Origin of the sequence: Pseudobutyrivibrio sp. 49 (genome assembly GCF_900100545.1) — a bacterium.
In the GTDB taxonomy this organism is placed as follows: domain Bacteria; phylum Bacillota; class Clostridia; order Lachnospirales; family Lachnospiraceae; genus Pseudobutyrivibrio.
Window position 1 is genome coordinate 311,991 of sequence record NZ_FNDP01000001.1, and the last position, 23,146, is coordinate 335,136.

General features: G+C 37.0%; 25 protein-coding genes. All 25 read left to right on the top strand.

All coding sequences use genetic code 11. The features are described 5' to 3' along the window. Positions 1–53: 53 nt before the first annotated feature. Positions 54–1,682 (top strand): sensor domain-containing diguanylate cyclase, encoded by a 1,629-nt coding sequence (locus tag BLP54_RS01275; RefSeq protein ID WP_176754432.1) that lies wholly within the window; start codon positions 54–56, stop codon positions 1,680–1,682. Beyond that, positions 1,675–3,354, top strand: coding sequence for a GGDEF domain-containing protein (locus BLP54_RS01280; RefSeq protein ID WP_090165994.1), 1,680 nt, complete (start codon positions 1,675–1,677; stop codon positions 3,352–3,354). The genes BLP54_RS01275 and BLP54_RS01280 overlap by 8 nt, the downstream gene beginning before the upstream one ends. 60 nt (positions 3,355–3,414) lie before the next feature. Further along, a complete protein-coding gene (gene metA / locus BLP54_RS01285; protein ID WP_090165997.1) occupies positions 3,415–4,338 on the top strand; it encodes a homoserine O-acetyltransferase MetA in 924 nt (307 codons plus the stop codon). Positions 4,339–4,618: 280 nt separating this feature from the next. Beyond that, positions 4,619–5,689, top strand: coding sequence for a DUF5688 family protein (locus BLP54_RS01290; RefSeq protein WP_090165999.1), 1,071 nt, complete (start codon positions 4,619–4,621; stop codon positions 5,687–5,689). Between the two features lie 33 nt (positions 5,690–5,722). After that, positions 5,723–6,652 (top strand): replication initiator protein A, encoded by a 930-nt coding sequence (locus tag BLP54_RS01295; protein ID WP_090166001.1) that lies wholly within the window; start codon positions 5,723–5,725, stop codon positions 6,650–6,652. Then, a complete protein-coding gene (locus BLP54_RS01300) occupies positions 6,645–7,466 on the top strand; it encodes a ParA family protein (protein ID WP_090166003.1) in 822 nt (273 codons plus the stop codon). Before BLP54_RS01295 ends, BLP54_RS01300 begins: the two co-directional genes overlap by 8 nt. Next, complete coding sequence (locus tag BLP54_RS01305; protein ID WP_090166005.1) at positions 7,426–8,370, top strand: ParB/RepB/Spo0J family partition protein; 945 nt, start codon at positions 7,426–7,428, stop codon at positions 8,368–8,370. The genes BLP54_RS01300 and BLP54_RS01305 overlap by 41 nt, the downstream gene beginning before the upstream one ends. Positions 8,371–8,379: 9 nt before the next feature. Next, positions 8,380–8,502 (top strand): hypothetical protein, encoded by a 123-nt coding sequence (locus tag BLP54_RS16205; RefSeq protein WP_278335353.1) that lies wholly within the window; start codon positions 8,380–8,382, stop codon positions 8,500–8,502. Positions 8,503–8,542: 40 nt separating this feature from the next. Next, positions 8,543–9,022 carry a PcfB family protein gene (locus BLP54_RS01310; protein WP_090166008.1) on the top strand — a complete coding sequence of 160 codons (480 nt, stop codon included), beginning with the start codon at positions 8,543–8,545 and terminating at the stop codon, positions 9,020–9,022. Continuing rightward, positions 9,019–10,764, top strand: a complete 1,746-nt coding sequence (locus BLP54_RS01315; protein WP_090166010.1) for a VirD4-like conjugal transfer protein, CD1115 family — start codon at positions 9,019–9,021, stop codon at positions 10,762–10,764. The genes BLP54_RS01310 and BLP54_RS01315 overlap by 4 nt, the downstream gene beginning before the upstream one ends. 208 nt (positions 10,765–10,972) lie before the next feature. Then, positions 10,973–11,497 (top strand): hypothetical protein, encoded by a 525-nt coding sequence (locus BLP54_RS01320; protein ID WP_090166012.1) that lies wholly within the window; start codon positions 10,973–10,975, stop codon positions 11,495–11,497. A gap of 125 nt (positions 11,498–11,622) precedes the next feature. After that, complete coding sequence (locus tag BLP54_RS01325) at positions 11,623–12,465, top strand: carbon-nitrogen hydrolase family protein (RefSeq protein ID WP_090166014.1); 843 nt, start codon at positions 11,623–11,625, stop codon at positions 12,463–12,465. A gap of 263 nt (positions 12,466–12,728) precedes the next feature. Beyond that, positions 12,729–12,941, top strand: a complete 213-nt coding sequence (locus tag BLP54_RS01330) for a Maff2 family mobile element protein (RefSeq protein ID WP_090166016.1) — start codon at positions 12,729–12,731, stop codon at positions 12,939–12,941. 95 nt (positions 12,942–13,036) lie between these two features. Continuing rightward, complete coding sequence (locus BLP54_RS01335; protein ID WP_090166018.1) at positions 13,037–13,903, top strand: VirB6/TrbL-like conjugal transfer protein, CD1112 family; 867 nt, start codon at positions 13,037–13,039, stop codon at positions 13,901–13,903. A gap of 12 nt (positions 13,904–13,915) precedes the next feature. Continuing rightward, on the top strand, positions 13,916–16,438 hold the full coding sequence (locus BLP54_RS01340) for a VirB4-like conjugal transfer ATPase, CD1110 family (protein WP_090166020.1): 2,523 nt from the start codon (positions 13,916–13,918) through the stop codon (positions 16,436–16,438). Next, entirely contained in the window at positions 16,438–17,766 is a 1,329-nt protein-coding gene (locus BLP54_RS01345; protein WP_090166022.1) for a CD1108 family mobile element protein, read from the top strand. The genes BLP54_RS01340 and BLP54_RS01345 overlap by 1 nt, the downstream gene beginning before the upstream one ends. A gap of 11 nt (positions 17,767–17,777) precedes the next feature. Next, entirely contained in the window at positions 17,778–18,050 is a 273-nt protein-coding gene (locus BLP54_RS01350) for a DUF4315 family protein (protein WP_072919416.1), read from the top strand. Then, a complete protein-coding gene (locus tag BLP54_RS01355; RefSeq protein WP_242870601.1) occupies positions 18,037–18,711 on the top strand; it encodes a DUF4366 domain-containing protein in 675 nt (224 codons plus the stop codon). Before BLP54_RS01350 ends, BLP54_RS01355 begins: the two co-directional genes overlap by 14 nt. A 10-nt stretch (positions 18,712–18,721) precedes the next feature. Beyond that, entirely contained in the window at positions 18,722–19,024 is a 303-nt protein-coding gene (locus BLP54_RS01360) for a DUF4316 domain-containing protein (RefSeq protein WP_090166026.1), read from the top strand. Next, the gene (locus tag BLP54_RS01365) at positions 18,981–19,313 is read left to right on the top strand and encodes a plasmid mobilization protein (protein ID WP_330386109.1); all 333 of its coding nucleotides are present in this window, start codon (positions 18,981–18,983) and stop codon (positions 19,311–19,313) included. The genes BLP54_RS01360 and BLP54_RS01365 overlap by 44 nt, the downstream gene beginning before the upstream one ends. A 71-nt stretch (positions 19,314–19,384) precedes the next feature. Next, positions 19,385–19,669, top strand: a complete 285-nt coding sequence (locus BLP54_RS01370) for a hypothetical protein (RefSeq protein ID WP_090166030.1) — start codon at positions 19,385–19,387, stop codon at positions 19,667–19,669. A gap of 77 nt (positions 19,670–19,746) precedes the next feature. After that, the gene (locus BLP54_RS01375) at positions 19,747–20,919 is read left to right on the top strand and encodes a relaxase/mobilization nuclease domain-containing protein (RefSeq protein ID WP_090166033.1); all 1,173 of its coding nucleotides are present in this window, start codon (positions 19,747–19,749) and stop codon (positions 20,917–20,919) included. 102 nt (positions 20,920–21,021) lie between these two features. Next, entirely contained in the window at positions 21,022–21,318 is a 297-nt protein-coding gene (locus tag BLP54_RS01380) for a SpoVG family protein (RefSeq protein WP_072919429.1), read from the top strand. Further along, complete coding sequence (locus tag BLP54_RS01385; RefSeq protein ID WP_090166035.1) at positions 21,309–22,541, top strand: LPD16 domain-containing protein; 1,233 nt, start codon at positions 21,309–21,311, stop codon at positions 22,539–22,541. Before BLP54_RS01380 ends, BLP54_RS01385 begins: the two co-directional genes overlap by 10 nt. Positions 22,542–22,697: 156 nt before the next feature. Next, entirely contained in the window at positions 22,698–23,054 is a 357-nt protein-coding gene (locus BLP54_RS01390) for a hypothetical protein (protein WP_090166037.1), read from the top strand. Positions 23,055–23,146: the final 92 nt, after the last annotated feature.

Below are 23,146 nucleotides of genomic sequence, written 5' to 3' on the forward strand. Positions count from 1 at the left end.
TAATAAAAAGGTTCCTGATACTCCCGATGCTAATACTATTTATAACAATAGTTATGTTGGTATTTGGGGGTAGATGGTTTACCTCATCATCGAATTTTTCAATCAGCTGCTTAGATTCTGGCTGGTCTGTTTTTCGTGACGGTGAAGTGTCTAATAATGTGTCATTATCCAAGTATAAAATCGGCAGAATTCGTAGAGGAGAACGCATAACTATATCGCAAACAATTTTTGTTCCAGACAAATCCACGCTTATGTTTAGGACAAAGCTTCAGGCAGTTGATTTGTTGGTTGATGGAAGAATTAGATATTCTTTCGGTAAGGATGAATTTGAAAAAGGAAAATTAATTCCGAAAAGATATAGTTTGATAGATATGAGCCCGCAGTCTGGTATGCATAATATCATGCTAACCTATACAATGGGTGAAAATGATTCATCCGGAAGGATTGCGCCGATTTATTTTGGTCAAAGAAGTTACTTGGTTCGAGCGTTTTATAGTTATAATAGAATTTCTATGTTTGTTGGCAGCTTTTTAGTTGTCTATTCTTGTTTATTGTTTTCATTGTCAATTTATCTGGCTTTTACCCGAAGAAGTGCTATACAAATTTATATTGGTGCAGATTTTTCAATGCTATTGGGCTGCTATGTCTTTGCAAGAAATGATATATTATGGTTTATTGGTTCCCATGATGTTTTATTTTCTATGTTGGAGTATATAGCATTTTATTTGATGCCATTGGCATTTTCGATTATCTTGTATTCTATTCATCCAGATTTAATTAAGAGAACGCAGCGCACATTTATCACAATCAATATCGTATTTCCGATAGTATTTTTGCTGCTTCATTTCATGGGTATTCTTCACATTAACAGAATGGTAAGTATTGTAGGTATACTGGATATTGTTGAGATTCTTGTTATCCTGCCTCCACTTATAAGGGGAATTGTAGATAAGCAGAAAATTAATGAGGAATCTGAATACTATTTTAGTGTGGATGCAGATTTCTATCTTTTGTTTGGATTTATTATGATGCTTGTTTTTTCTTTGCTAGAGATGTTGATAGAATCTATTTTCAATGATGAGGCCAATTTGACTGATACAAAATTGTTCCCATCTATAGATTTGTTAGAGCTTGGAATGTTAATTTTCATGCTTTGTTATTTTGTTTATTATTTCATGAATGGCATCAATCATATGAGTGCCGATAGAGTAAAAAAGCAATTGGAAGGCATGGCTTTTACCGATGCATTAACTGGACTTTTGAACAGAGCTGCATGCAATCAATATTTTGCAAATTTATTTGGAAATTATACAATTATCAGCTTGGATTTAGACAAGCTTAAATATGTTAATGATCACTTTGGACATATGACTGGGGATAAAATGATTATCGCATTTGCGAAGATATTAGAGATTGTCTATGCAGATTCTGATATGATAGCACGAACCGGAGGCGATGAATTTGTTGTGGTATTTAAAAATATCGACGAAAAATTGTGCGAAGCCTGCGTCCGTGATTTAGAGGAAAAAATGCAAAAATATAATGCATACAGTAAAGATATTAGCTTGGGTGCATCTGTTGGATATGCATTTAGCAACGAGGTGCCGGGCGGACGATATCAGGATGTATTTACTCTAGCTGATCAGCGCATGTATGAAATGAAGGAGGTGCACCATGGGTAAAAAGATACTTTATCTTGGAATCTCCTTTTTGGCTTTTATTATTGTACTTACGATTGGCTATTTTTTCCTTAGACCTGATTATTATTCAAGTGTTGTTGTGTTGAATAGTGGTTGGGAGGTTACTTACAACGATACAAAATATGAGAATGTTGAATTATCAAATCTCAGAAAGCTTATTGGAAATAGAACGCATAAAGGGGATATTATTACATTAAAAAATGATAATGTAAATTTGCTTAATTTTGTATCTCCAACAATAATGTTTGAATCTAGATTTAGTGCCTGGAGAGTATATTCTGGGGAAGAACTGATAGGACAAAGATTTTTAGACGAATATAAAAATGGAAAATTTATTGGCTGTGAAAATAATTTCGTTAGTCTACCTAAAAAAATTAAGCCATCAAACATTCAGATTAATTTGCTTGTGGCTGAGGAGGGGGCGTACGATTATTATGATGCTCCAGCAGTTGGCGGATATGTAGGATTGCTGACATTTGAAGTATATAATCACATGTTTATATATTTGGTTTCGGCATTTCTAATAGTGTTTGGCATTATATTTTTTGCAGTGGCTATAGGCTTCAGAAGCGATATTGCAGAGGTGAATATGCAGATATACGCTGCATTAATGTATCTTGTGCTGGGAATATGGTTTTTGGCTCAGTTTAGACTATTGGATTTGTTTATTGAAACCAATGGACATCAGACTGAAATAGAATATATATCTTTGTATATGGTAGTTCCACTTATGTATTTAACAATCGGCTGTATGCGAGATTATTTAAATAATAAAGTTTTTTTGGGATTCAGTGTCGTAGGTTCACTTGTGCCATTTGCTTTGATAATAATTCATTTCGCGGGATTGGTTCACATCAATAGGACTTTACTTATATATCAGTTGGATGCTGCAGTTTTGATTGGCTTCATGTTCGTAATGGTGCTTCTGAAAGATGCAAAAGGAAATCTAGTAACGAAATCGCAGTACACTCAGTTGATTGGTCAAATTGGCCTGGCATCTGCATTTGCCATTAATGTTTTCTTTTATTATTTAGAGATTTATGGCATTACTAAACAGATATTTTTATCAAAACTTATTGTTCCAGTAGCTGCTATCTGTATGGTTTTCGGAACACTACTTAATTATTACACTTTTATTTCTGAGTCATTTGCGAGAAATGAAGAGTATTCTTCCCTTGCACATTTGGCTTACGCAGACGAGCTCACTGGTTTAGCTAATAGATCGAAATACGAGGCTTATATGGAAAAGCTCACCAAGAGTGAAATGGATTACTGTATTGTCAGTATTGATTTGAATGGTTTAAAGGCTATTAACGATAATCAGGGACATTTGATGGGTGATAAATATATTACCGAATTTGGGAAGACGCTGGATGAAATTTTTGGTAAGGAAGGTTTTGTTGGACGTATAGGTGGCGATGAATTTGTCGCTATTCTTACAGGGGATAGCATGGATAAATTGGATGAGTTTATAGAAAAGCTTAACAATAAATTAGATGAACTGAATAAATTAGATCCATCAATAAATCGTAGCGCAGCAATTGGCTATGCTTTTAGACATGAATATGAGAATGCAGATCCTAATCGAGTATATCTTAAGGCAGATGAGCGAATGTATGCGAATAAAGAATTAATGCATGGCACAAGAAGTTAGGTTGTGTTATCATTAAAAAAGTTACGTAGATATACTAGATGGTAAAGGAGAGGGAGAAGTATGCCAATTAGAACACAAAACGATTTACCTGCTAAGGCAATACTTGAGCAAGAGAATATATTTGTTATGGACGAGAATAGGTCCACTCATCAGGATATCAGACCTATCTCAATTGGGATTTTAAATCTAATGCCTTTGAAGGAGGCTACAGAGCTTCAGCTTTTGCGATCCCTTTCCAATACACCACTTCAGGTGGATGTGACTTTCCTCACTGTCGGAAGCCACGAGAGCAAGCACACAAGTAAGACTCATCTTGATACTTTCTATGAGCGCATTGAGGACGTGTACGATAGATATTTTGATGGGTTGATTATTACAGGAGCACCTGTAGAACAGATGCCTTTTGAAGAGGTGGATTATTGGGAGGAGCTCACTCATGTATTTGAGTGGACAAAGACTCATGTCACATCTACACTTCATCTTTGCTGGGGATGTCAGGCTGGTCTTTATTATCGTTACGGCATTAATAAGTACGATTTGGATGATAAGAAATTTGGTGTGTTCCCACACAAGGTTCAGAACAGAAAGATTCCACTTGTTCGTGGTTTCGATGACGTTTTTTATGCGCCACACAGCCGTCACACAGGCGTGCGCACAGAAGATATAGAGGCTTGTAAGGATCTCGTAGTTTGTGCTAAAGGAGAGGAAGCAGGAGTGTTCCTTTGCATGTCTAAGGATGGCAGCAATATTTTTGTAATGGGACACCCAGAGTATGATCGCTTCACTCTTGATAACGAGTACAAGCGTGATAAGAGCAAGGGATTGAAAATCGACCTCCCTGTAAATTATTATCCAGACGATGATCCTGAGCAGAAACCTCTGCTCCAGTGGAGAAGCCATGGAAATATTATGTATTCTAATTGGTTGAATTATTACGTATATCAGAACACACCTTATGAGTGGAATAAGATTAGCGAAAAATAGCGGATTTATAAGGATTTTTGCTATTTATGTAAACTGTTATATCTTATCGTAACGTATCGTAAGTTGTCATAACTTGTGGTGTCAAAATGGCGTAAAATAAGCATTTTTGAAATGGGTGTCGTGAGCAAATGGTGTCAAAATGGTGTCAATTTTTTTGACACCATTTGCCTTCCAAACTGAATATTTTTGTTACATAGAGTAGGTATTCTTTATTGAATAACTGCTCTTTTTTTGTCTCACATATAGACAAAAATAAAATATTCATAAGGAGGTTGGTTATATGGACTACGAACAGTTCAAAGAACAGTTCACAGAAGACCTTAAGAAGAATCTTGAGGCAAAAGGGCATGATATCGCAAGTGTAGATATCGCACCTTCACAGAAGCTTAATCAGGATGGTTATGATGCAATTTCTGTTAAGCTTGAGAATTCCATGATGGGACCTAGTGGTAATTTCTCAAATCTGTTTGCAGCTTATGAGAAAACAGGTGATTACGACTTGGTTTTGAACCACGCGACAAGTATGATGGATGACGCTATTTCTAACATGCCAAGCTACAATGCAAATCAGCTTACAGATTATGATTTCATCAAAGACAAGCTGGTACTTGAAGCAGTAAATGCTGAGAAGAATGCATCACTTCTTGAGAAGGTTCCTCACAAAGATATGGAGGACATAGCGATTGTATATCGCGTATTGCTTGGACAGATGGATGATGGAATAGCATCAGTCGTTGTGACAAATGAGATGCTTGAAAAGATGGATATTACAAAGGAGCAACTTCATCAGGATGCTCTTATTTCATCACCGGAGATCAGACCTGTGGAGGTTAATACTTTATTTGGAACAATTGCAGAGCTTATTCCGGATGCAGGATTTATGCTCCCTGCTGGTGGACCAGAAGATCAGATTCTCGTTGGAACAGTGGCGGATAAGCATCATGGAGCTGGTGTTATTGCTTATGAGGGCTTCTTGGATGAGCAGGCAAAAAAGATGGGAGAAGACTTCTATATTATCCCTTGTTCAATCCACGAGGTGCTTTTAGTACCTGAGTCTATGGCTCACGATATAGAATCACTTAAGGAGATGATATCCAATGTGAATTCTTGTGAGTTAGAGCCAGAGGACATCCTTTCGGATAATCTATATCACTATGATTCAAAGGAAAAGGTATTTGAGCTGGCAGAGAACTTCAAAGAGCGTATAGCTACAAAGGAGCATGAGCCTGATAAAGAGGCTGAGAAAGAATCTGCTGTTGGTAAGCTTAAGAAGACCCAGGATAAGGTCAAGGAAGCTCCAAAGAAGGAGCATAAACCAAAGTCTAAGGACAAAGGTGAAATGGCTATATAGGCCAAATAAAGTGAATATACGAGGTGGGATTTAATGTCTAAAAAGTATTTTTATGGTCGGCGGCAAGCTGACCTTTTTTCATTTATAAGAATTCCAAAGTTGTTACTAACGGGAAAAAGATATCGCAAGCTTTCCTGTGAGGCTAAGGTACTGTATGGTTTCCTGTTGGATAGGATGAGTTTATCTGCAGAAAATGAATGGTTTGATGATGAAGGTAGAGTCTTTGTTTACTGCACAATCAGTGAAGCTGCTGAAGAGGTTATTGGTTGTGGAGAGAAAAAGGCCTGCAGTGTATTCAAAGAGCTTGAGGAAATTGAATTAATTGAAAGAAAAAGGCAGGGGCTGAATAAGCCAAATCTCATCTACGTATTGGACTTTTCAGAGGAAGTGTCGGATGGACACTTCCGGAATTGTCCAAATGACAATTCAAGAAATGTCGATAAGTCAAATCAAGAATTGTCGGAAAGACAAACAAATAATACTAAGTTTAATAAAACTGAATTTAGTGATACTGAGTCTAGTCAAGTCTTGTCTAATGATGAAGGTTATGTAGATGAAGGACGGGACAGGACGAGACAAGACTTTGATAACTACTCCGCAATCAGATGTTATATTGCAAAACAGATAAGCTTGGATGCTTTGAGAGTTGATTATTCAGATAATCCTCTTGTTGATGAGCTTTATGAGTTGATTGTTGATGTAGTTACGTCATCTAAGAAGGAAATCGTTATTTGTGGAGAGAAAAAGCCAATGAGTATTGTTAGATCACAGTTTATGAAACTGAATATGTTTAATATCGCATTCGTGCTGGAACGTCTAGAAGAAACAAAATCGAAAATAGGTAATATCAAATCGTATCTATTAACGACCTTGTATAACTCGCTATTAACGACATCTTCTTACTACAGGACTCGTTGCAATAATGAAATATTTAGGAATGAAGGAGGGCAAAACAATGAGTAAGCCAATTGTTATGGCGCTTGTAAATCAGAAAGGTGGGACTGGGAAAACCCAAAGTACAGAAAATCTTGGAATTGGTCTTGCTGCAGAAGGAAAAAAGGTTTTATTGGTTGATTTGGACCCACAGGGTTCACTTACCATCAGCCTTGGGTATCCACGAACAGATGAGATACCGGTAACAGTAAAGGATATTATGGCAAAGGTGCTTAATGAAGAGCGGATAGGTGGTGATGAAGGGATTCTTCATCACAAAGAAGGTGTCGATTTGCTTCCAGCAAACATAGAGCTTTCTGGTATGGAATTATCTCTTGTCAACTATATGAGTCGTGAAAGGGTTTTGAAAGAATATATTGATTCCGTAAAAACGAATTATGACTATGTGCTAATTGATTGTATGCCTTCGCTTGGAATGCTTACCGTAAATGCGTTAGCAGCTGCTGATCAGTTAGTGATACCAGTTCAGGCACAGTACCTTTCGGTTAAAGGTTTAGAGCAGCTTTTACAGACTGTTAGCAAAGTAAGACGACAGATTAATCCCAAGCTTAAGATTGATGGAATCCTCTTAACAATGGTGGATAACAGAACAAACTACGCTAAGGATATTAGTAATCTTATTCGTGAGACTTATGGCAGCAAGTTAAAGGTTTATAAAACTGAGATTCCACATTCAGTTAGAGCAGCTGAAATAAGTGCTGAGGGCAAGAGTATTTACGCTCATGACCCTAAGGGAAAAGTTGCAGAGGCTTATAGAGAGTTAACTAAGGAGGTATTGAAGAATGAAAGAGCGCGCAAACATTCAATTGACCAGTTACGATGATATCTTTGGCGGGGCAGCTAAGGAAGAAACAGCCAAAGTACCTGATGGTGATGTGGTTGTGCAATTGCCTCTTACAGAACTTCATGCTTTTGAAGGTCACCCTTTTAAGGTTAAAGACGATGAAGATATGGCAAAGACGGTAGAATCAATACAAGAGTTTGGCGTTTTACAGCCAGCTATTGTAAGACTTGATGGCGATGGTTATGAAATCCTTTCAGGGCATAGAAGACATCATGCTTGTGAGATTGCTGGCTTAGAAACAATTCCTTGTATTGTTAGGGATTTGGATGATGATGCAGCGACCATTTTGATGGTAGATAGTAATCTGCAGCGTGAAGAAATACTTCCTAGTGAAAGAGCCTGGGCTTATAAGATGAAGTTGGACGCGATGAAGCATCAAGGTGAAAGAGGTGATTTAACTTGTGGTCAAGTTGACCACAAGTTAGATGGAAAGAAATCTAGAGATATTTTGGCTGAACAAGTTGGAGAAAGTGCAAAGCAGATTCAGAGATATATTCGTCTGACAAATCTTTGTCCAGAGCTGATGGATATGGTAGATAATAAACAAATTGGGTTTAATCCAGCTGTGGAGTTATCGTTCCTAAATCCAACTCAACAAAAAGACTTATTAGAGGCTATTGAATACTCACAGTCTATTCCATCACTTTCTCAGGCTCAGAGAATCAAAGCATTAGCCATAGAAAATAGAATAACTCAGGAAGGAATGAACATCATTCTTTCAGAAGAGAAAAAGCAGGATGTAGACAGAGTTACTCTTAAGAATGATGTCCTTAAGAAATATTTTCCAAAGTCTTTCACACCACGCCAGATGGAAGACACTATTATAAAGCTGCTTGAACAGTGGCAGAAGAAACAACAAAGAAATAAAGATATGTGCTTGTAGGAGGTAACTATGATTCCAGTAGAAGTAGATTTAAGTTTTGATGAAAATCAAAAGAAAGCTGATAGGCTTTCAAAATATCAGGAATTAATAAAACAGAATAAAGAGAAAGAAGAAACAGATGCTAAGAATTAATATTTAGTATCTGTTTTTTTAGTGGAGAGGAGGTGAGATTTTGCAGGAAGAGATTGAAGAGAAAACAGTCCGGCTGGCTATAACAGGTACTAGAATGTCCATTAATGGAATTATGGCCGGCATTAGGCTTTATATGCGGCATAGAGCAAATAAGAAGCTAGAAAGTATTGATAGCCATATACAGGGAAAGCAATCTATTGATGAGCTTATAAAGCAGAATCAAGGTGTTACCAGTATGGAGATTGGTGATAAAGGTATTAAGACCTTTGAAAGAATAGCCAAGAAGTATGGAGTGGATTTCGCAGTTATAAAAGATAAAAATCAAAATCCACCAGTATATACTGCTTTCTTTAAGGCTAGAGATACAGATGCTTTAGAAGCCGTAATGAATGAATATGGAGCCAAGATGGTTAAGAAAGAACAAAGGCCTAGCGTCCGTGAAAAGCTTAAACGTCTGGTTCAGAAGGTTAAGTCACAACCAAAGAAAACACGAACTAAGAAGAAGGAGCACGTTAGATGACAAAGCAGCAGAAGAAATTAATTCTGCTGAATGTTCCTTATGTGTTGATGGGATTATTCGCAACAAATCTAGGTGAAGCCTGGAGAATATCAGAAGGTTTTGGAATATCGGAAAAGATTGATGGATTATTTCAGTCTCTTCCGATTGCCTTCTCGAATTTCTTACCAAGTTTTTATCCATTTGATTTGGTAGTCGGTATTGTTATTGGTGTTGTGATGAAGGTTGTTGTTTATGTGAAGGGAAAGAATGCTAAGAAATATCGTCATGGTGCAGAATATGGTTCAGCACGATGGGGAAATCAGCAGGACATAGAGCCTTTCGAGGCACCAAAGTTTGAGGATAATATCATCCTCACCCAGACAGAGCGACTGATGATGAGCAGCCGCCCTAAACAGCCAAAATATGCAAGAAATAAGAATGTTGTAATTACAGGTGGTTCTGGATCAGGTAAGACTAGATTCTTCTTACTGCCAAACCTTTTACAGATGCATTCTAGTTATGTAGTCACTGATCCAAAGGGAGATGTTGTTATCAAATGTGGTAAGACTCTTTTGAAGCATGGCTATAGATTGAAAATATTTAATACCATCAATTTTGCAAAAAGCATGCATTACAATCCCTTCGAGTACATTCACTCTGAAAAGGATATATTAAAGCTTGTTAATGCGCTTATTACTAATACAAAAGGGGATGGTAAAGAAGGAGATCAGTTCTGGACCAAAGCTGAAACCCTCCTTTATACAGCACTCATTGGTTATATCCATTATGAGGCTCCTGAAGAGGAACAAAACTTTAATACATTGCTTGATTTCTTAAATGCCTGCGAGGTCAGGGAAGATGATGAGGATTACGAGAATCCTGTAGATATTATGTTTAACGAACTGGAGAAAAAGAATCCAAATCACTTTGCGGTACGGCAATATAAAAAGTTTAAAATGGCAGCTGGCAAAACGATGAAAAGTATTTTAATTTCATGCGGTGCCAGATTAGCCCCATTTGATATTGAAGAGCTTCGTGAGATTACAACTTATGATGAATTACAGCTTGATACATTAGGTGATCAAAAGACAGCATTGTTTCTAATCATGAGTGATACAGATGCTACATTCAATTTTTTGATTTCACTTATCTACACACAGCTTTTCAATTTGCTTTGTGAGAAAGCGGATGATGTTTATGGAGGAAGACTTCCAGTGCATGTACGCTGTCTTATAGATGAGACAGCAAACATCGGACAGATACCAAACCTAGAGAAGCTGGTAGCTACAATTCGAAGCCGTGAGATAAGTGCTTGCTTATTCCTACAAGCTAAATCACAGTTGAAAGCTATCTATAAAGATCACTGTGACACTATCATTGGAAATATGGATTCGCAGCTTTTCTTAGGTGGTTCAGAACCATCCACATTAAAAGATTTAAGCCAAGCATTAGGTAAGGAAACTATTGACATGTATAACACTGGAGAAAGTAGAGGTAACAATCCTTCATTTTCTACTAACTATCAAAAAGCCGGTAAAGACCTAATGACTATGGATGAGCTGGCTGTTATGGATGGAGATAAATGCATCTTGCAGCTTCGTGGTGTAAGACCATTTTTGTCGGACAAATATGATGTTACTCAGCATCCATTGTATCAGGAGACTGGAGAATATGATTCTAGAAATAACTTAGATATTGAGAAGTATCTTAGGAGTGGATTAAAGGTCAAAAGTGGAGAAATGTTTGATGTAGTGAAGATGTAATGGTATGGCGGTTGGCGCAGGCTTGCCGCCAAAATATAAAAAGTTATCTTTTTTGATTGTATTAAAATTGCTATACTTTATGTTGTAACTAATTAAATATGATGATTTTATAATTACGATGATTAAGTTTGAAAGAATTCAAATGATAAATAGATGTGGAAAAATATATTAAAAAAAATAGAAATAAAGGTGAGGTGTTATAGAAGTTATGCAAGAAGAAACATTTGAGCGTATTTTGCGCAGTATAGTTCTTCCTGTGGGAGAGTTGTTGAATGATGAAAGAACTTATCGTGTTACAAGGGATGATTTTGAACAGATTGATAAACAGTACAGAGAAGAGTTGGAGTCTTTCCATAAATTTTTGGTATTAACATCGGATGGGAAGACAATTGTTGGAGGCGTTCTTTTTTATGATTCTTCTGATATTCAAGAAATAATTTTTGAGGAATTTAGAGGACAACATTTTATGAGTACTATTCATAAGAATAGAATTTTGGCTAATGAACTTTATGCTGATCAAAGAGTCACAATTGTAACAGATGCAATAGAATCATTTAACGATTTTAAGAAGAAGCATCATTTGGCATCTTGTATAGGATTAAAAATAAGTAATCTAGAAGAGGTATATAAATATCTGAGTTTTTGGGGCGACAATGATGATAATAAAGAATTTACAGAGATACAAAAATATGATGAGAACTCATTTATACGCAAATTCTCCAAACTGTTTTGAGGATATTTTTTCAAGTGCCCGCATTGGAAGAATTATAAGATAAATGTGTTTATCTAAATGAAAGCGCTATTAGGCGGAATTATGCTCTACTTATATATTAAGAATCGGAATTTACGGAGGAAAGTATGACTTTTAAAGTGGCGATTTTACAGTCTCGTGCAGAGAATTCGAATATAAAGAGAAATATTGCTACCATAATCTGTTCGATGAAGGATGCATCTAAACATGGAGCAGATATTTTGCTGCTTCCGGAGTGCTTTATAACAGGTTACGATCTTCCGATGACATATGAAAAAAGCATATCCTGTGAAGATGAAGTTATCAAGAAAGTATGCGAAGCAGCTAAAACGCATAACATCGGTGTTGTGCTGACATCTTTTACTAAAGGCAAGGTGCAACCTCAAAATACAGCATTTGTAATCAATAAATCTGGGGAAATACTGATGAAGTATTCCAAGGTACATACTTGTGATTTCGCAGATGAAAAAGATGTTGAGGCAGGAACCGAGTTTAAGGTTTGTGATTTTGATGAAATAAAAATTGGCATAATGATTTGCTACGATAGAGAATACCCTGAGAGCGCGAGAATGCTTATGCTAAAAGGGGCAGAAATCATTCTTGTGCCTAATGACTGTGGCTCAATGAAACCACGCATTCAAGCTTTGTCTACCAGAGCATATGAGAATATGGTTGGGATAGCAATGGCAAATGCAAATGGACAAAATGCAGGTTGTTCCTGTGCATACAGTCCTATTTGCTGGGATAAAAATGGTATTTGCGTTGATAATACGATTGTGCTTGCTGACGATATGACAGAAGGGCTGTATTATGCAGATTTTGATATGGATGCAATAAGAGAATATAGAAGCACAGAAATGATGGGGAATACATTCAGAAAAGTAAGTGCATATAAAGGGTTATTAGACTCTACAATTTCAGCACCATTTATTAGAGTTGGGCAAGAATAGATTCACAGATAATTCAGGTTTGTCGAACTGAATATGAACCTTACATAGACCAGCGACTCTGGGGACGCTCAGATTCTCTGGTCTATTATTATGCCCAAAATCAGGTGCGCAGGATTAAGGCATGAGATGAAACTATAAACTATATTTTTAAGAAGAAAGGAAAATTCGGAAGCTCGCTGCTTCCGAATGAAGGTGAAAAAATGATGGAGAGATTCCGGATGAAGGACAATGGATGATGGTGAGTTTTCGAACCAGGTATCAAAATGGCATTTTTTAATTCAGGTGTAGACGTAATGGGAACTTTAGTAACAGCAATCGGCGCAGGCCTTGGAGTTTGGGGCACGGTAAACCTTCTTGAAGGATATGGCAATGACAATCCGGGCGCTAAGTCGCAGGGAATGAAGCAGTTCATGAGTGGTGGTGGAATCATCCTCATTGGTATTAAGCTCATTCCACTTCTTTCAGGTTTGTTCTAAGAGCTGGTATTAAAACTAAATATTGAACCTGAAATTGGGGCTGAAGGCATTGCTTTCAGCTCCTTGTATTTGTAGTAAAGACAGGAGAACAACATATGGATTTAATATTTGACGCAATGGCGGACTATGTGAAGAGTAAGCTTATTGACGGTGTTATGTGGGTTCTGACGGGTCTTTTTGATAGTGTTAATGATGAAGTAGCAAAAGTAGCTGGACAGGTATCTACTGGTCCAGCAGATTTTGTTCCAGGTGTGTATCCACTGATTAAATCAACTTCTGAAACGGCTCTTTTACCGATAGCAGGAATTATTATGACATTCATTGCCTGTTATGAGTTGATACAGTTAGTGGTAGCACATAATAATTTAGCAAACTTTGAGACATGGATATTTATTAAATGGTTGTTAAAAACATCGGTGGCAGTTTTGGCAATTACACATTGCTTTGACTTTACTATGGCAGTCTTTGATGTTACCGGCCATGTATGCCAAGACGCTGGTAGTTTCATTACGCATTCTACAGCGGTTACAGGACCACAGCTGGCACAATTGAGATCTACCTTAGAGAGTATGGGTATAGGAGAAATCCTACCTATATACGCTGAAATCACAGTGCTCGGAGCAGGTTTTAAGATTCTTTCATTAATCATATTTGTAGTTATCTATGGACGTATGATAGAAATCTATCTGTTAGTTAGTATGGCTCCAATTCCATTTTCAACATTTGGAAATAAGGAACAGAGTCATATAGGACAGAACTATGTGAGAAGTTTGCTTGCTATTGGATTCCAAGGATTCTTAATCCTTATTGTAGTAGGAATCTATGCAGTGCTCATTCAGAACATTACGATTTCAGATGATATTGTAGGTACTATCTGGGGCATTATGGGATACAACATACTTCTGGTATTCAGTTTGTTTAAGACTGGCACACTATCAAAGAGAGTATTTTCAGCACAGTAGAAAGGAATAGATATGGCAGTAAATGTAAAAGTCCCCAGCGATTTAACAAGAGTGAAGGAAAAGGTGGCTTTTGGGCTTACTAAGAGGCAGGTGATTTGTTTTACGCTTGCAGCTATGATTGGTATCCCTACATTCTTCCTGATTAAGAAATTACAGGTAGATATAAGTGTTCCTACCTTTGTGATGATGGCGGTCATGATGCCGCTATTTTTTGTGGCTATGTATGAGAAGAATGGAGATACATTCGAAATCATTATTCAAAGAGCAATAGAGTTTAAGCTTAAGAAGAATCAGGAGAAACAGATTTATGATAGGATGTATGCTAATGGCATTTGTCTTGTGGATGGAAATCTTTATACCAAGACTGTTGAATTTAGTGATATTAATTATAAACTCGCTTCTGATAGGCATAAGGATTTGATTTTTGAACAGTGGAAGACATTCCTAAATTACTTTGATACGAGTGTAGAGTTTGAATTAACCTTTGCTAACGTATATGCGAACGCTAAAGAACTAAGGGAACATTTAAGCATAGTTCGTAAAGACGATAATATGGATTCACTTAGGGCTGAGTATTCAAAGATGCTTATAGATCACAAAGGATGTCTTGACGATGTGCTAGTTAAGACTAAGTATCTAACTTTCGGTATAAGAGGTGGCTCACTAAAAGAGGCAAAGGGGCGACTTCATAAGATTGAAGATAAGGTGATAGAAAACTTCGAACAAATGGGAGTCAAAGCAAAGACGCTAGATGGACAGCAGAGGATTGATATCCTAAATCAAATGCAATTTGGAGCGGGTAGTCTTGAAGATAATATTGAATATCCTATGAAGAATATTTTCAAGAAACCAGGCTACTATGGTCAGGTGAGTTGTTTCTCTTATGATGCTCCTGAAATATCTGATCAGTTCTTTGAGCAGCTTCTTGATTTAGACTGTCAGCAGTTTATCAGTATTCATTTACAGTCTGTAAATCAGAATGAAGCCATCAAAGGAGTTAAAAGAAAGATTACTGATATTGATTCAAACAAGATTGATGAGCAGAAGAAAGCAGTAAAGGCTGGATATGATATGGATTTAATTCCTAATGACCTTAATCTGTATGGTGCTGATGCCAGCTCAATGCTTTCTAATCTGCAGAGTCAGAATGAAAGAATGTTCAATATGACATTCGTATTAATGACTACTGGTAGCACAAAAGACAGCCTAAAGAACAATGTTAAGCAGCAAAAGAGTATAGCTCAGCAGTTTAGCTGCGAGACGTATACTCTTGAATACAGACAAGCTAAAGCTATTAAGAGTGTACTTCCTCTGGGATGTAATCTTATTAAAAAGGATAGACAGGTAACCACTTCATCGGTTGCTGTGTTTATCCCTTTTTTAATTCCAGAGCTATTAAAGCAGGATGAGAACGATTTGTACTATGGCCAAAATGCACTTACAGGAGAGCTTATCTTTGCTGATAGAAAGAAGGCTAATAATCCAAATGGAATGTTCTTTGGTAAGCCGGGTTCTGGTAAATCACTGGCTGCAAAAAGAGAGATAGCCAATGTAGTGCTATCTAGTAGTGATGACATCATTATCAGTGATCCAGAGCGAGAGTATACACCTTTAGTAGAGCTCTTTGGTGGCCAGGTAATTCATATTAGTCAGAAGTCTACTCAGTATATCAACCCTATGGATATCAATGATAACTATTCAGATGGTGAGGATGCTGTTTCACTTAAGGCAGAGTTTCTATTATCACTTTGTGAGTTAATTCTTAATCAAAGGGATGGTCTTACTGGTATTCAGAAGACGATTATTGATAGATGTATTAGGAATGTGTATGCCGAGTTTTATAAGAATCCTATACCAGAGCGTATGCCACTTCTTGAAGACCTTTATAAGGAGCTTATGAAGCAATCTGAGAAAGAGGCTAAAGAGGTAGCTACTTCCCTTGAATTATATGTTAAAGGCTCTCTAAACGTGTTTAATCACCGTACAAACGTAAACATCAATAACAGAATAGTTTGCTATGACATTAAGGATTTAGGAAAGCAGCTTAAGAAGGTAGGTATGCTTATTGTTCATGATCAGGTGTGGGGCCGTGTAACTATGAATCGTGATATAGGAAAGACTACCAGATACTATATGGACGAGTTCCACCTTTTGTTAAAGGATGAGCAGACAGCTGCATATTCAGTAGAAATCTATAAGCGATTTAGAAAGTGGGGAGGAATCCCTACAGCACTTACTCAGAATGTTAAGGATGTATTAGCTAGTCCAGAGATTAGTAACATTTTCGAAAACTGCGATTTCATCTATATGCTTAATCAGGGTGCTGAGGATAAACAAATTCTTGCAGATAGTCTAGGCATTAGTGAAGCCCAGCTTAAATATGTAACCAATGCTCCTTCTGGTAGAGGATTGATGTTCTTTGGTGATGTGGTACTTCCATTCAAGGATAACTTCCCTAAGGATAACGTCCTATATAAGTATCTCACCACAAAACCAGAGGAGCTTGCGCAGATTAAACAGATGGGAGGCATGTAATGTATGACTACAATAAGGATGAAAACGTAGGTGGAGATGCACTGGATTATGGAAGGTCTGCAGTCAGTGAAGCTCATGAATTAACAAAAAAGCTGATTAAGAAAAAAATAAAACGAGCTCAAATTCAAAGAGAACAGGCTAAGGCTGCAGCAGAAGCAGGTAAACAATCTGCCAAAGCTACTGCCGAAGTTTCAAAGAAAGCAGCTGAGGAGGCAGCTAAAATCGGTAAGGCGTTATTTGATGCTGGTAGGAGATTGGTATCTTCATTAGTGGAGCTGATTATAGAAAATCCTATTATCGCTGTTATCTTAGTGGTTATTGTGGTATGTATTATTGTTCTTCACGTAGTAAAGGTTGATTTGCTTAGTCTGTTTGGTTCTATGAGTGAATCAGTAGTTGCTGGAACCTATACAGCTTATGATGAGGATATCATAGGTGTTAATTCTGATTATACAAAACTAGAGAAAGAACTTAGGAAAACAATAAATAATACAGAGTCAGATTTTCCTGGCTACGATGAGTATGAGTATCAGCTTGAAGAGATTGGACACAATCCCTACGAGCTGATTTCTTATTTAACAGCAGCTTATGAGAATTTCACTAGGCGAGACATGAAGCCTGTAATAAAGGAATTATTTGATGCACAGTATAATCTCACCTATACACCTAGAACAGAAACAAGGTATAGAACAGTTACTAAATATGGCATAGAAAATGGAAAAGTATATTCCTATCAGGAGATAGAGTACTATACAGTTTCTATTTTGAAAGTAAAGCTAAATAACAAAGGCTTGGGAAGCGTAATTGCTTCAAAACCATTAAGTGATGTACAAAGAGCCAGGTACAATTTATTGCTTGAAACAAAAGGTAACAAGCCAGAGTTGTTTGAAGATCTATATACAGATATAGAGATACCAGATGATTTAGAAGTGCCACCTGAAGCTTTAACTGATCAGAATTTTGCAGCAATGATTGCTGAGGGTGAAAAGTATTTAGGTAGAGCATATGTGTGGGGCGGTTCTAGTCCTAGTCAGGGATTTGACTGTAGTGGATTTGTTTGCTGGGTGCTTAATCATTCAGGATGGAGTGTTGGAAGAACAGATTGTAATGGACTTAAGGCGAAATGCACTGTCGTATCTGCAGAGGAAGCAAAACCAGGTGATTTGATTTTCTTTAAAGGTACTCAAAAGAACAAAGCAGGAGCCACTCACGTAGGAATCTACTGTGGAAATGGAATTATGCTACATTGCGGAAATCCAATCCAGTACACATCTATTGAAAGTAATTACTACAGAAAACACTTTTTATGTTATGGAAGATTGCCATAGATGGAGGAACCATGTTTGAAAGATTAGATAAAGTCAGAAGTGATTTGAAAAGAGCTGAAGCCAAAAGAGATGAATGGGATAACAAAGTGAAGAATCTCCAAAAGAAATGTGCAGAAATAGAAAAGACCTGTATTCATGACATGATGGTTGCAGCAGAGTTAACCCCTGAGCAACTGGCTAACTTGATTGCATACTCGAAGGATAACTTGCCAGGGAATAAACCTATTGAAGAAATCGCAAATACGAATGTTGTAAAGGAGGATGATTTCGATGAAGAATATTAAAACTAAAATAATGATGCTTGCTCTTGTAGGCGTGATTGCAGCAGTATCTGCACCAATAAGAGCAGAAGCTCATGTTCCAGATAATGTAGACACATCTGTAATTGATGAAGATTATGAAGAATCTGAGGAGGAAGAGGTTGAAGAAATGGGGCCTCTTACACCAGATGGAAATCTTTCTATTGTGGATGATTATGGAACCAAAGAAAAAACAGGAAAGCAGTTTATTACGGTTACAACAAAAGATGGAAACATCTTTTATATTATTATCGATAGAGATGATAATGGCGAGAACACAGTTCATTTCCTTAATCTTGTTGATGAGCAGGATCTAATGGCTCTTTTAGATGATGATGAAAAGGAAGAATTGGAAAAAGCAAAGGAAGCTGCTGAGGCTGCGAAAGCTCAAACAACAAAACCAGATAGTGAAGAAACAAATACTGATGAAGGACCAGTAAAACCAGAAAAGAAATCAAGTAAAAGCAACATATTGGTTATTTGTATTTTGCTTGGAATGGCTGGTGTAGGTGGTCTTTATTTCTACAGTAATAAGAGCAGTTTCATAAAGAAAAAGACTGGTCCTATCATTGATGATGGGGAGGAATATATTGAAATTCCTTCAGAATCAGAGGATATGGATTATGATGATGTGCCTGTGGAATAGGAGGTAGCCTATGGATGGACTTGATATTGCAAATGAGAGACTTTCCAAGGAAGAGGAGCTTTCTGATATTGAGGAAAATATCCTTGAACAACATACAATTTTTTCAAAAAAGAATTATCTCAAGGTTGCAGAAGATGCCATTGAAGGAAATGATAACAATTTTGATGGCATCATAAATAATCTTCCAGAGGATAGCATTTCAGAACAAACCTACAAAAAGGAAAAAGAGTATGAAGAGAAAAGGAAGATAGCTTTGGAGGCAGAGAAAAGTGCAAAGATACACAAATCGCATAACTGTGAGATTGACAGATGATGAGCTTCAAAGAATGAAATTCAAGATGGATGAGTTGGAAATCTCTAGCATGAGTGCCTACATGAGAAAGATGATTTTAGATGGATACTGCGTTAAGATTGATACTAAGGATTTAAATGAATTAGTGTATTTACTGCGTATGTGTTCTAACAATCTTAATCAATATGCAAAGAAAGCTAATGGACTGGGAGTAGTTTACCAGCAAGATATAAAAGAGCTTCAAAAGCGTCTTGATGAAATCTGGAATGGCACAAGAGATATCATGCAGAAATTTGCAGCGATTGATTAGTGACATCATTGCATGTTTTAATTTGCTAGATTAGACTTTAGAAAAATGATTGATTTGGGAGGTTGAGGCTTATGTTTATTTTTAGAGTTTTTTTGAAATTGATTTTGGTTCCTGTGATGGCACTTCTTACTATTGGTTCACTTTTAGCTAAGGTTTCTATAGAAGTTGGTGCAAGAGTAGGAGCTGTAATTATCAATATTTTCCTTGTGATTGGAATCATAAATCTTATTGGTCATGACATCCCATTAGCTGCAATTAGTGGAGTCATTATTGTGGTAGTTCTTGGCATTTTGTTCTTTGCAGCAAATCTACAGTTAATATGTGATTCTCTTCGGGATAACCTAAGACGAATCTAAAGAAACTATATAAAAATCATTAAGGCAGTCTTTTCCGAAAATGGAGGAGGCTGCTTTTTTGATAGAAAGGAAAACTTATGGCAGCTACAAGACTGATGGCATTGCATGTGACAAAGGGCAAAGATTTGGCTACGTGCTTACAGGAAAGAATGGATTACACAGAAAACGAGCTGAAGACAGAACAAAAGAAATACGTCACAACCCATGGCTGTGATATTGAAACAGCAAACGAGGAGTTCGTGCTTTCTCACAAATTATACCACGACAGAGTTCGTTCAGTTCGTAAAGACGAAGTCATTGCTTATCAGATAAGACAGTCATTTAAGCCAGGGGAGATAACTCCAGAAAAAGCAAATGAGATTGGTTATGAGCTGGCCATGAGATTTACCAAAGGTAAGCATGCTTTTACAGTTTGTACTCATACTGATAAGGCTCATATTCATAATCATATTATTTTTAATTCCATAGCTTTGGATGGGAAGAAAAAATTCAGGGATTTCCGTCATAGCGGCATGGCAGTTGGGAGAATATCAGATATTTTATGTTCAGAGAATGGGCTTTCTATCATAAATCCTGCACCTCGCAGTGAAAGGAGACAGCGAGGAAAGTACTATCGTGGAAAGAATAATGAGAATAAAAGGTTGGAATTTATCAAGGACGTTGAAAATAAGGTTCTTGAGGGAAAAGGTAAAGGTTATATCAACTGGGCTAAAAAGTTTAATGCAAAACAGATGGCTAAGACACTTTTGTTTCTGCAGGAACATAAAATTGAATCTTACGAGCAACTGAAAGAAATCACTGATGATCGTTCTGGAAAGATGCAGAAATTACAGGAATCAATGAAAAAGAAGGAAGCGATTTTGGATGAAAATAAAAAGCTCCAAAAGGCTGTAATTGATTATGCGAAGACCAGAGCGGTGTTTGTTTCATACAAAAAGAGTGGCTACAGTAAGAAGTTTTGGGAAGAACATGAGTCGGAGCTTTTAGTTTATAAAGCAGCTGAGGAAGTATACAAATCTCTTCCTAAAGGATTCAAACCTGATATTAAAAAGCTCAGAAAAGAATATGGAGAAATCCTAGATGAAAAGAAAAAAGAGTTTTTGGAGTACGCAGAAATCAAGAAAAACATCAATCAGTATCTAATTGCAAGGAAGAATTTGGAAATGATTTATCACTATGATGAAGAGAAAAAAGAAAAAGAGGGTAGACGTAGTCGTACCCGAAACTCTCATTCAGAGAATGAGTTGTAAAAGCCGCAAAAATGCATTTGTCGGACAAATGCCCTGCTTGCCACGCGAAAATATTGGCCTTAGGCCAACACTAGAATGGAAAAATTAAGGAGGACTATGAACATGAAAATTAATGTAAAAACAAATAAGCTAGAAGCTTCAACCAATAACGTAAAAGGACTTTGCTCAGTAACATTTGGAGATAGTTTTGTTGTAAAGAATCTTTCGGTTGTGGAAAGCAAGAAGGGAGACCTTTTTGTATCAATGCCTTGTTTCAAAAGCAAGACTGTTGATGAAGAGGGCAATCCTATTTTTAAGGATATCGCATTTCCGATAACCAAGGAATTTAGAGAAGAGCTCTATAAGCAGGTGTTGGATTCTTACGAATCTGGTGAAGTAAAGGAGTTTGAATGGAAGTAAAAGAGATCACGGAAAAACTCGAACAGGGACTCCGTGATCTTTTTAATTCTGAGAAATACAAAACCTATCTTACTACCATGTCAAAGTTTCATAACTACAGCTTCAATAACACTTTGCTAATAGCAATGCAGCGTCCAGATGCAAGTTTGGTCGCTGGTTATGGAGCATGGCAGAAGAATTTTGAGCGCCATGTAAAGAAGGGAGCCAAAGGAATAAAGATTATCTCGCCAGTTAAAGTGAAGGTCGAAGTGGATGATGACAAGACTGACAAAGATGGAGCAAAGAAAACTATAGAAGTAACAAAGTTTAAAGTATCTACGGTCTTTGATGTGTCAGATACAGAAGGAAAAGAGCTTCCAAATATTGGTGTAGATATGCTTTCTGGACAGGTAGAAAAGTTCAATCAGCTCACCAAAGCGGTAGCTGAAATTTCAAAAGTGCCTATTGAATACAGAGACATTGAAGGTGGAGCCAAGGGATTCTATTCTCATAAGGATAATAAAATTGTTGTCCAGAAGGATATGACTCAGGCTCAAACTTTAAAAACTTTGATACATGAGTTGGCTCATTCCATCTTGCATGGGAATTTTGAAAAAGGTGATGAAAGTGAAGCTCATAAAAAGGATAGAAGAACAAAAGAGGTCGAGGCTGAATCTGTAGCTTATGCAGTATGCCAACACTTCGGTGTCGATACTTCTGATTATTCTTTTGGCTATATCGCTGGATGGAGTTCAGGAAAAGAAATGGAAGAGCTTAAATCTTCTATGCAAACTATCAGGCGTACTGCAAATGAAATCATCCATGGCATTGAAGCTGAAATCAGAATAGAAGAAAATGCCAAGGAATTTGAAACAACAAATGATGAAGTGGCTTTCAAGATTGGAAAAGAATATTTGGCAGTTCAGAAAACTGATGGAGGCTTCGATTACACAATCTACGATGAGAATAAGCGTGTAAAAGATGGCGGTGTAATTGATAGACCAAATGCGTCTATTGCTATAGTGGTAGCGGATATTGTGGTAAGTGAATTGATGGATACTTCTGGTGGAGTGAAGAAAATTGATTTTGATTCTCTTCAGGAAGATGCCCATTATGCTGCAGCCTATGATATGGAAAATGCTATTGCGGATAAGAAGCCATCTGTGTTAGATCAGCTGAAAGAAAAGTTCAGTGGAAAGAATAATAAGATCCGGGAAAATAAGAAGGATGAGCCAAGTATTTAAGATTTTATGGAATAAAGAAGAGGATAATTTGGAATGACGACTTTTCCAGTTTCTAGTTTAGTCTCTCATATGGTTGAGGCGGTTATTCCACCTGAGTCAACATCATAAGATCCAGTTGTTCAGGTTCGTTTTACCGGAGATGACGGAAAGTATCATGTGTATAATATTCACGTTAATGATGTGAACCCCAATTCAGCTTCTGATATGGAGATGTTTGCTTACTTATCTTATCAAGATCACATTGGAAACAAAACTCCAGGCGCATTTAATAATTGGGCCGCATATCAAATAATGAAATTCACACATGAATTAGAGACATATGGTGATTATCGCGAGTTGCTAGGAGAAAAATTTTTTACAGGGGTAAAAAATGATGCTGAAGCCATGATTAATCAGGTATTTTCGTGGTTAAAGAAGAATAATAATCCTAGCGCCAAAAAGCAAGCTGGATGGTGTAGGGATTTACTTGATATGCTGAATATGGGGAACGTAGAGGCTTTACAGGAAGTATAATTACAATTCACACCAAGTTTATAGCATTTCAGCACAGATCTATTACAAGTATTGGTTAAGAACACGATATTCTTATTGGGAGAATGAAAGGA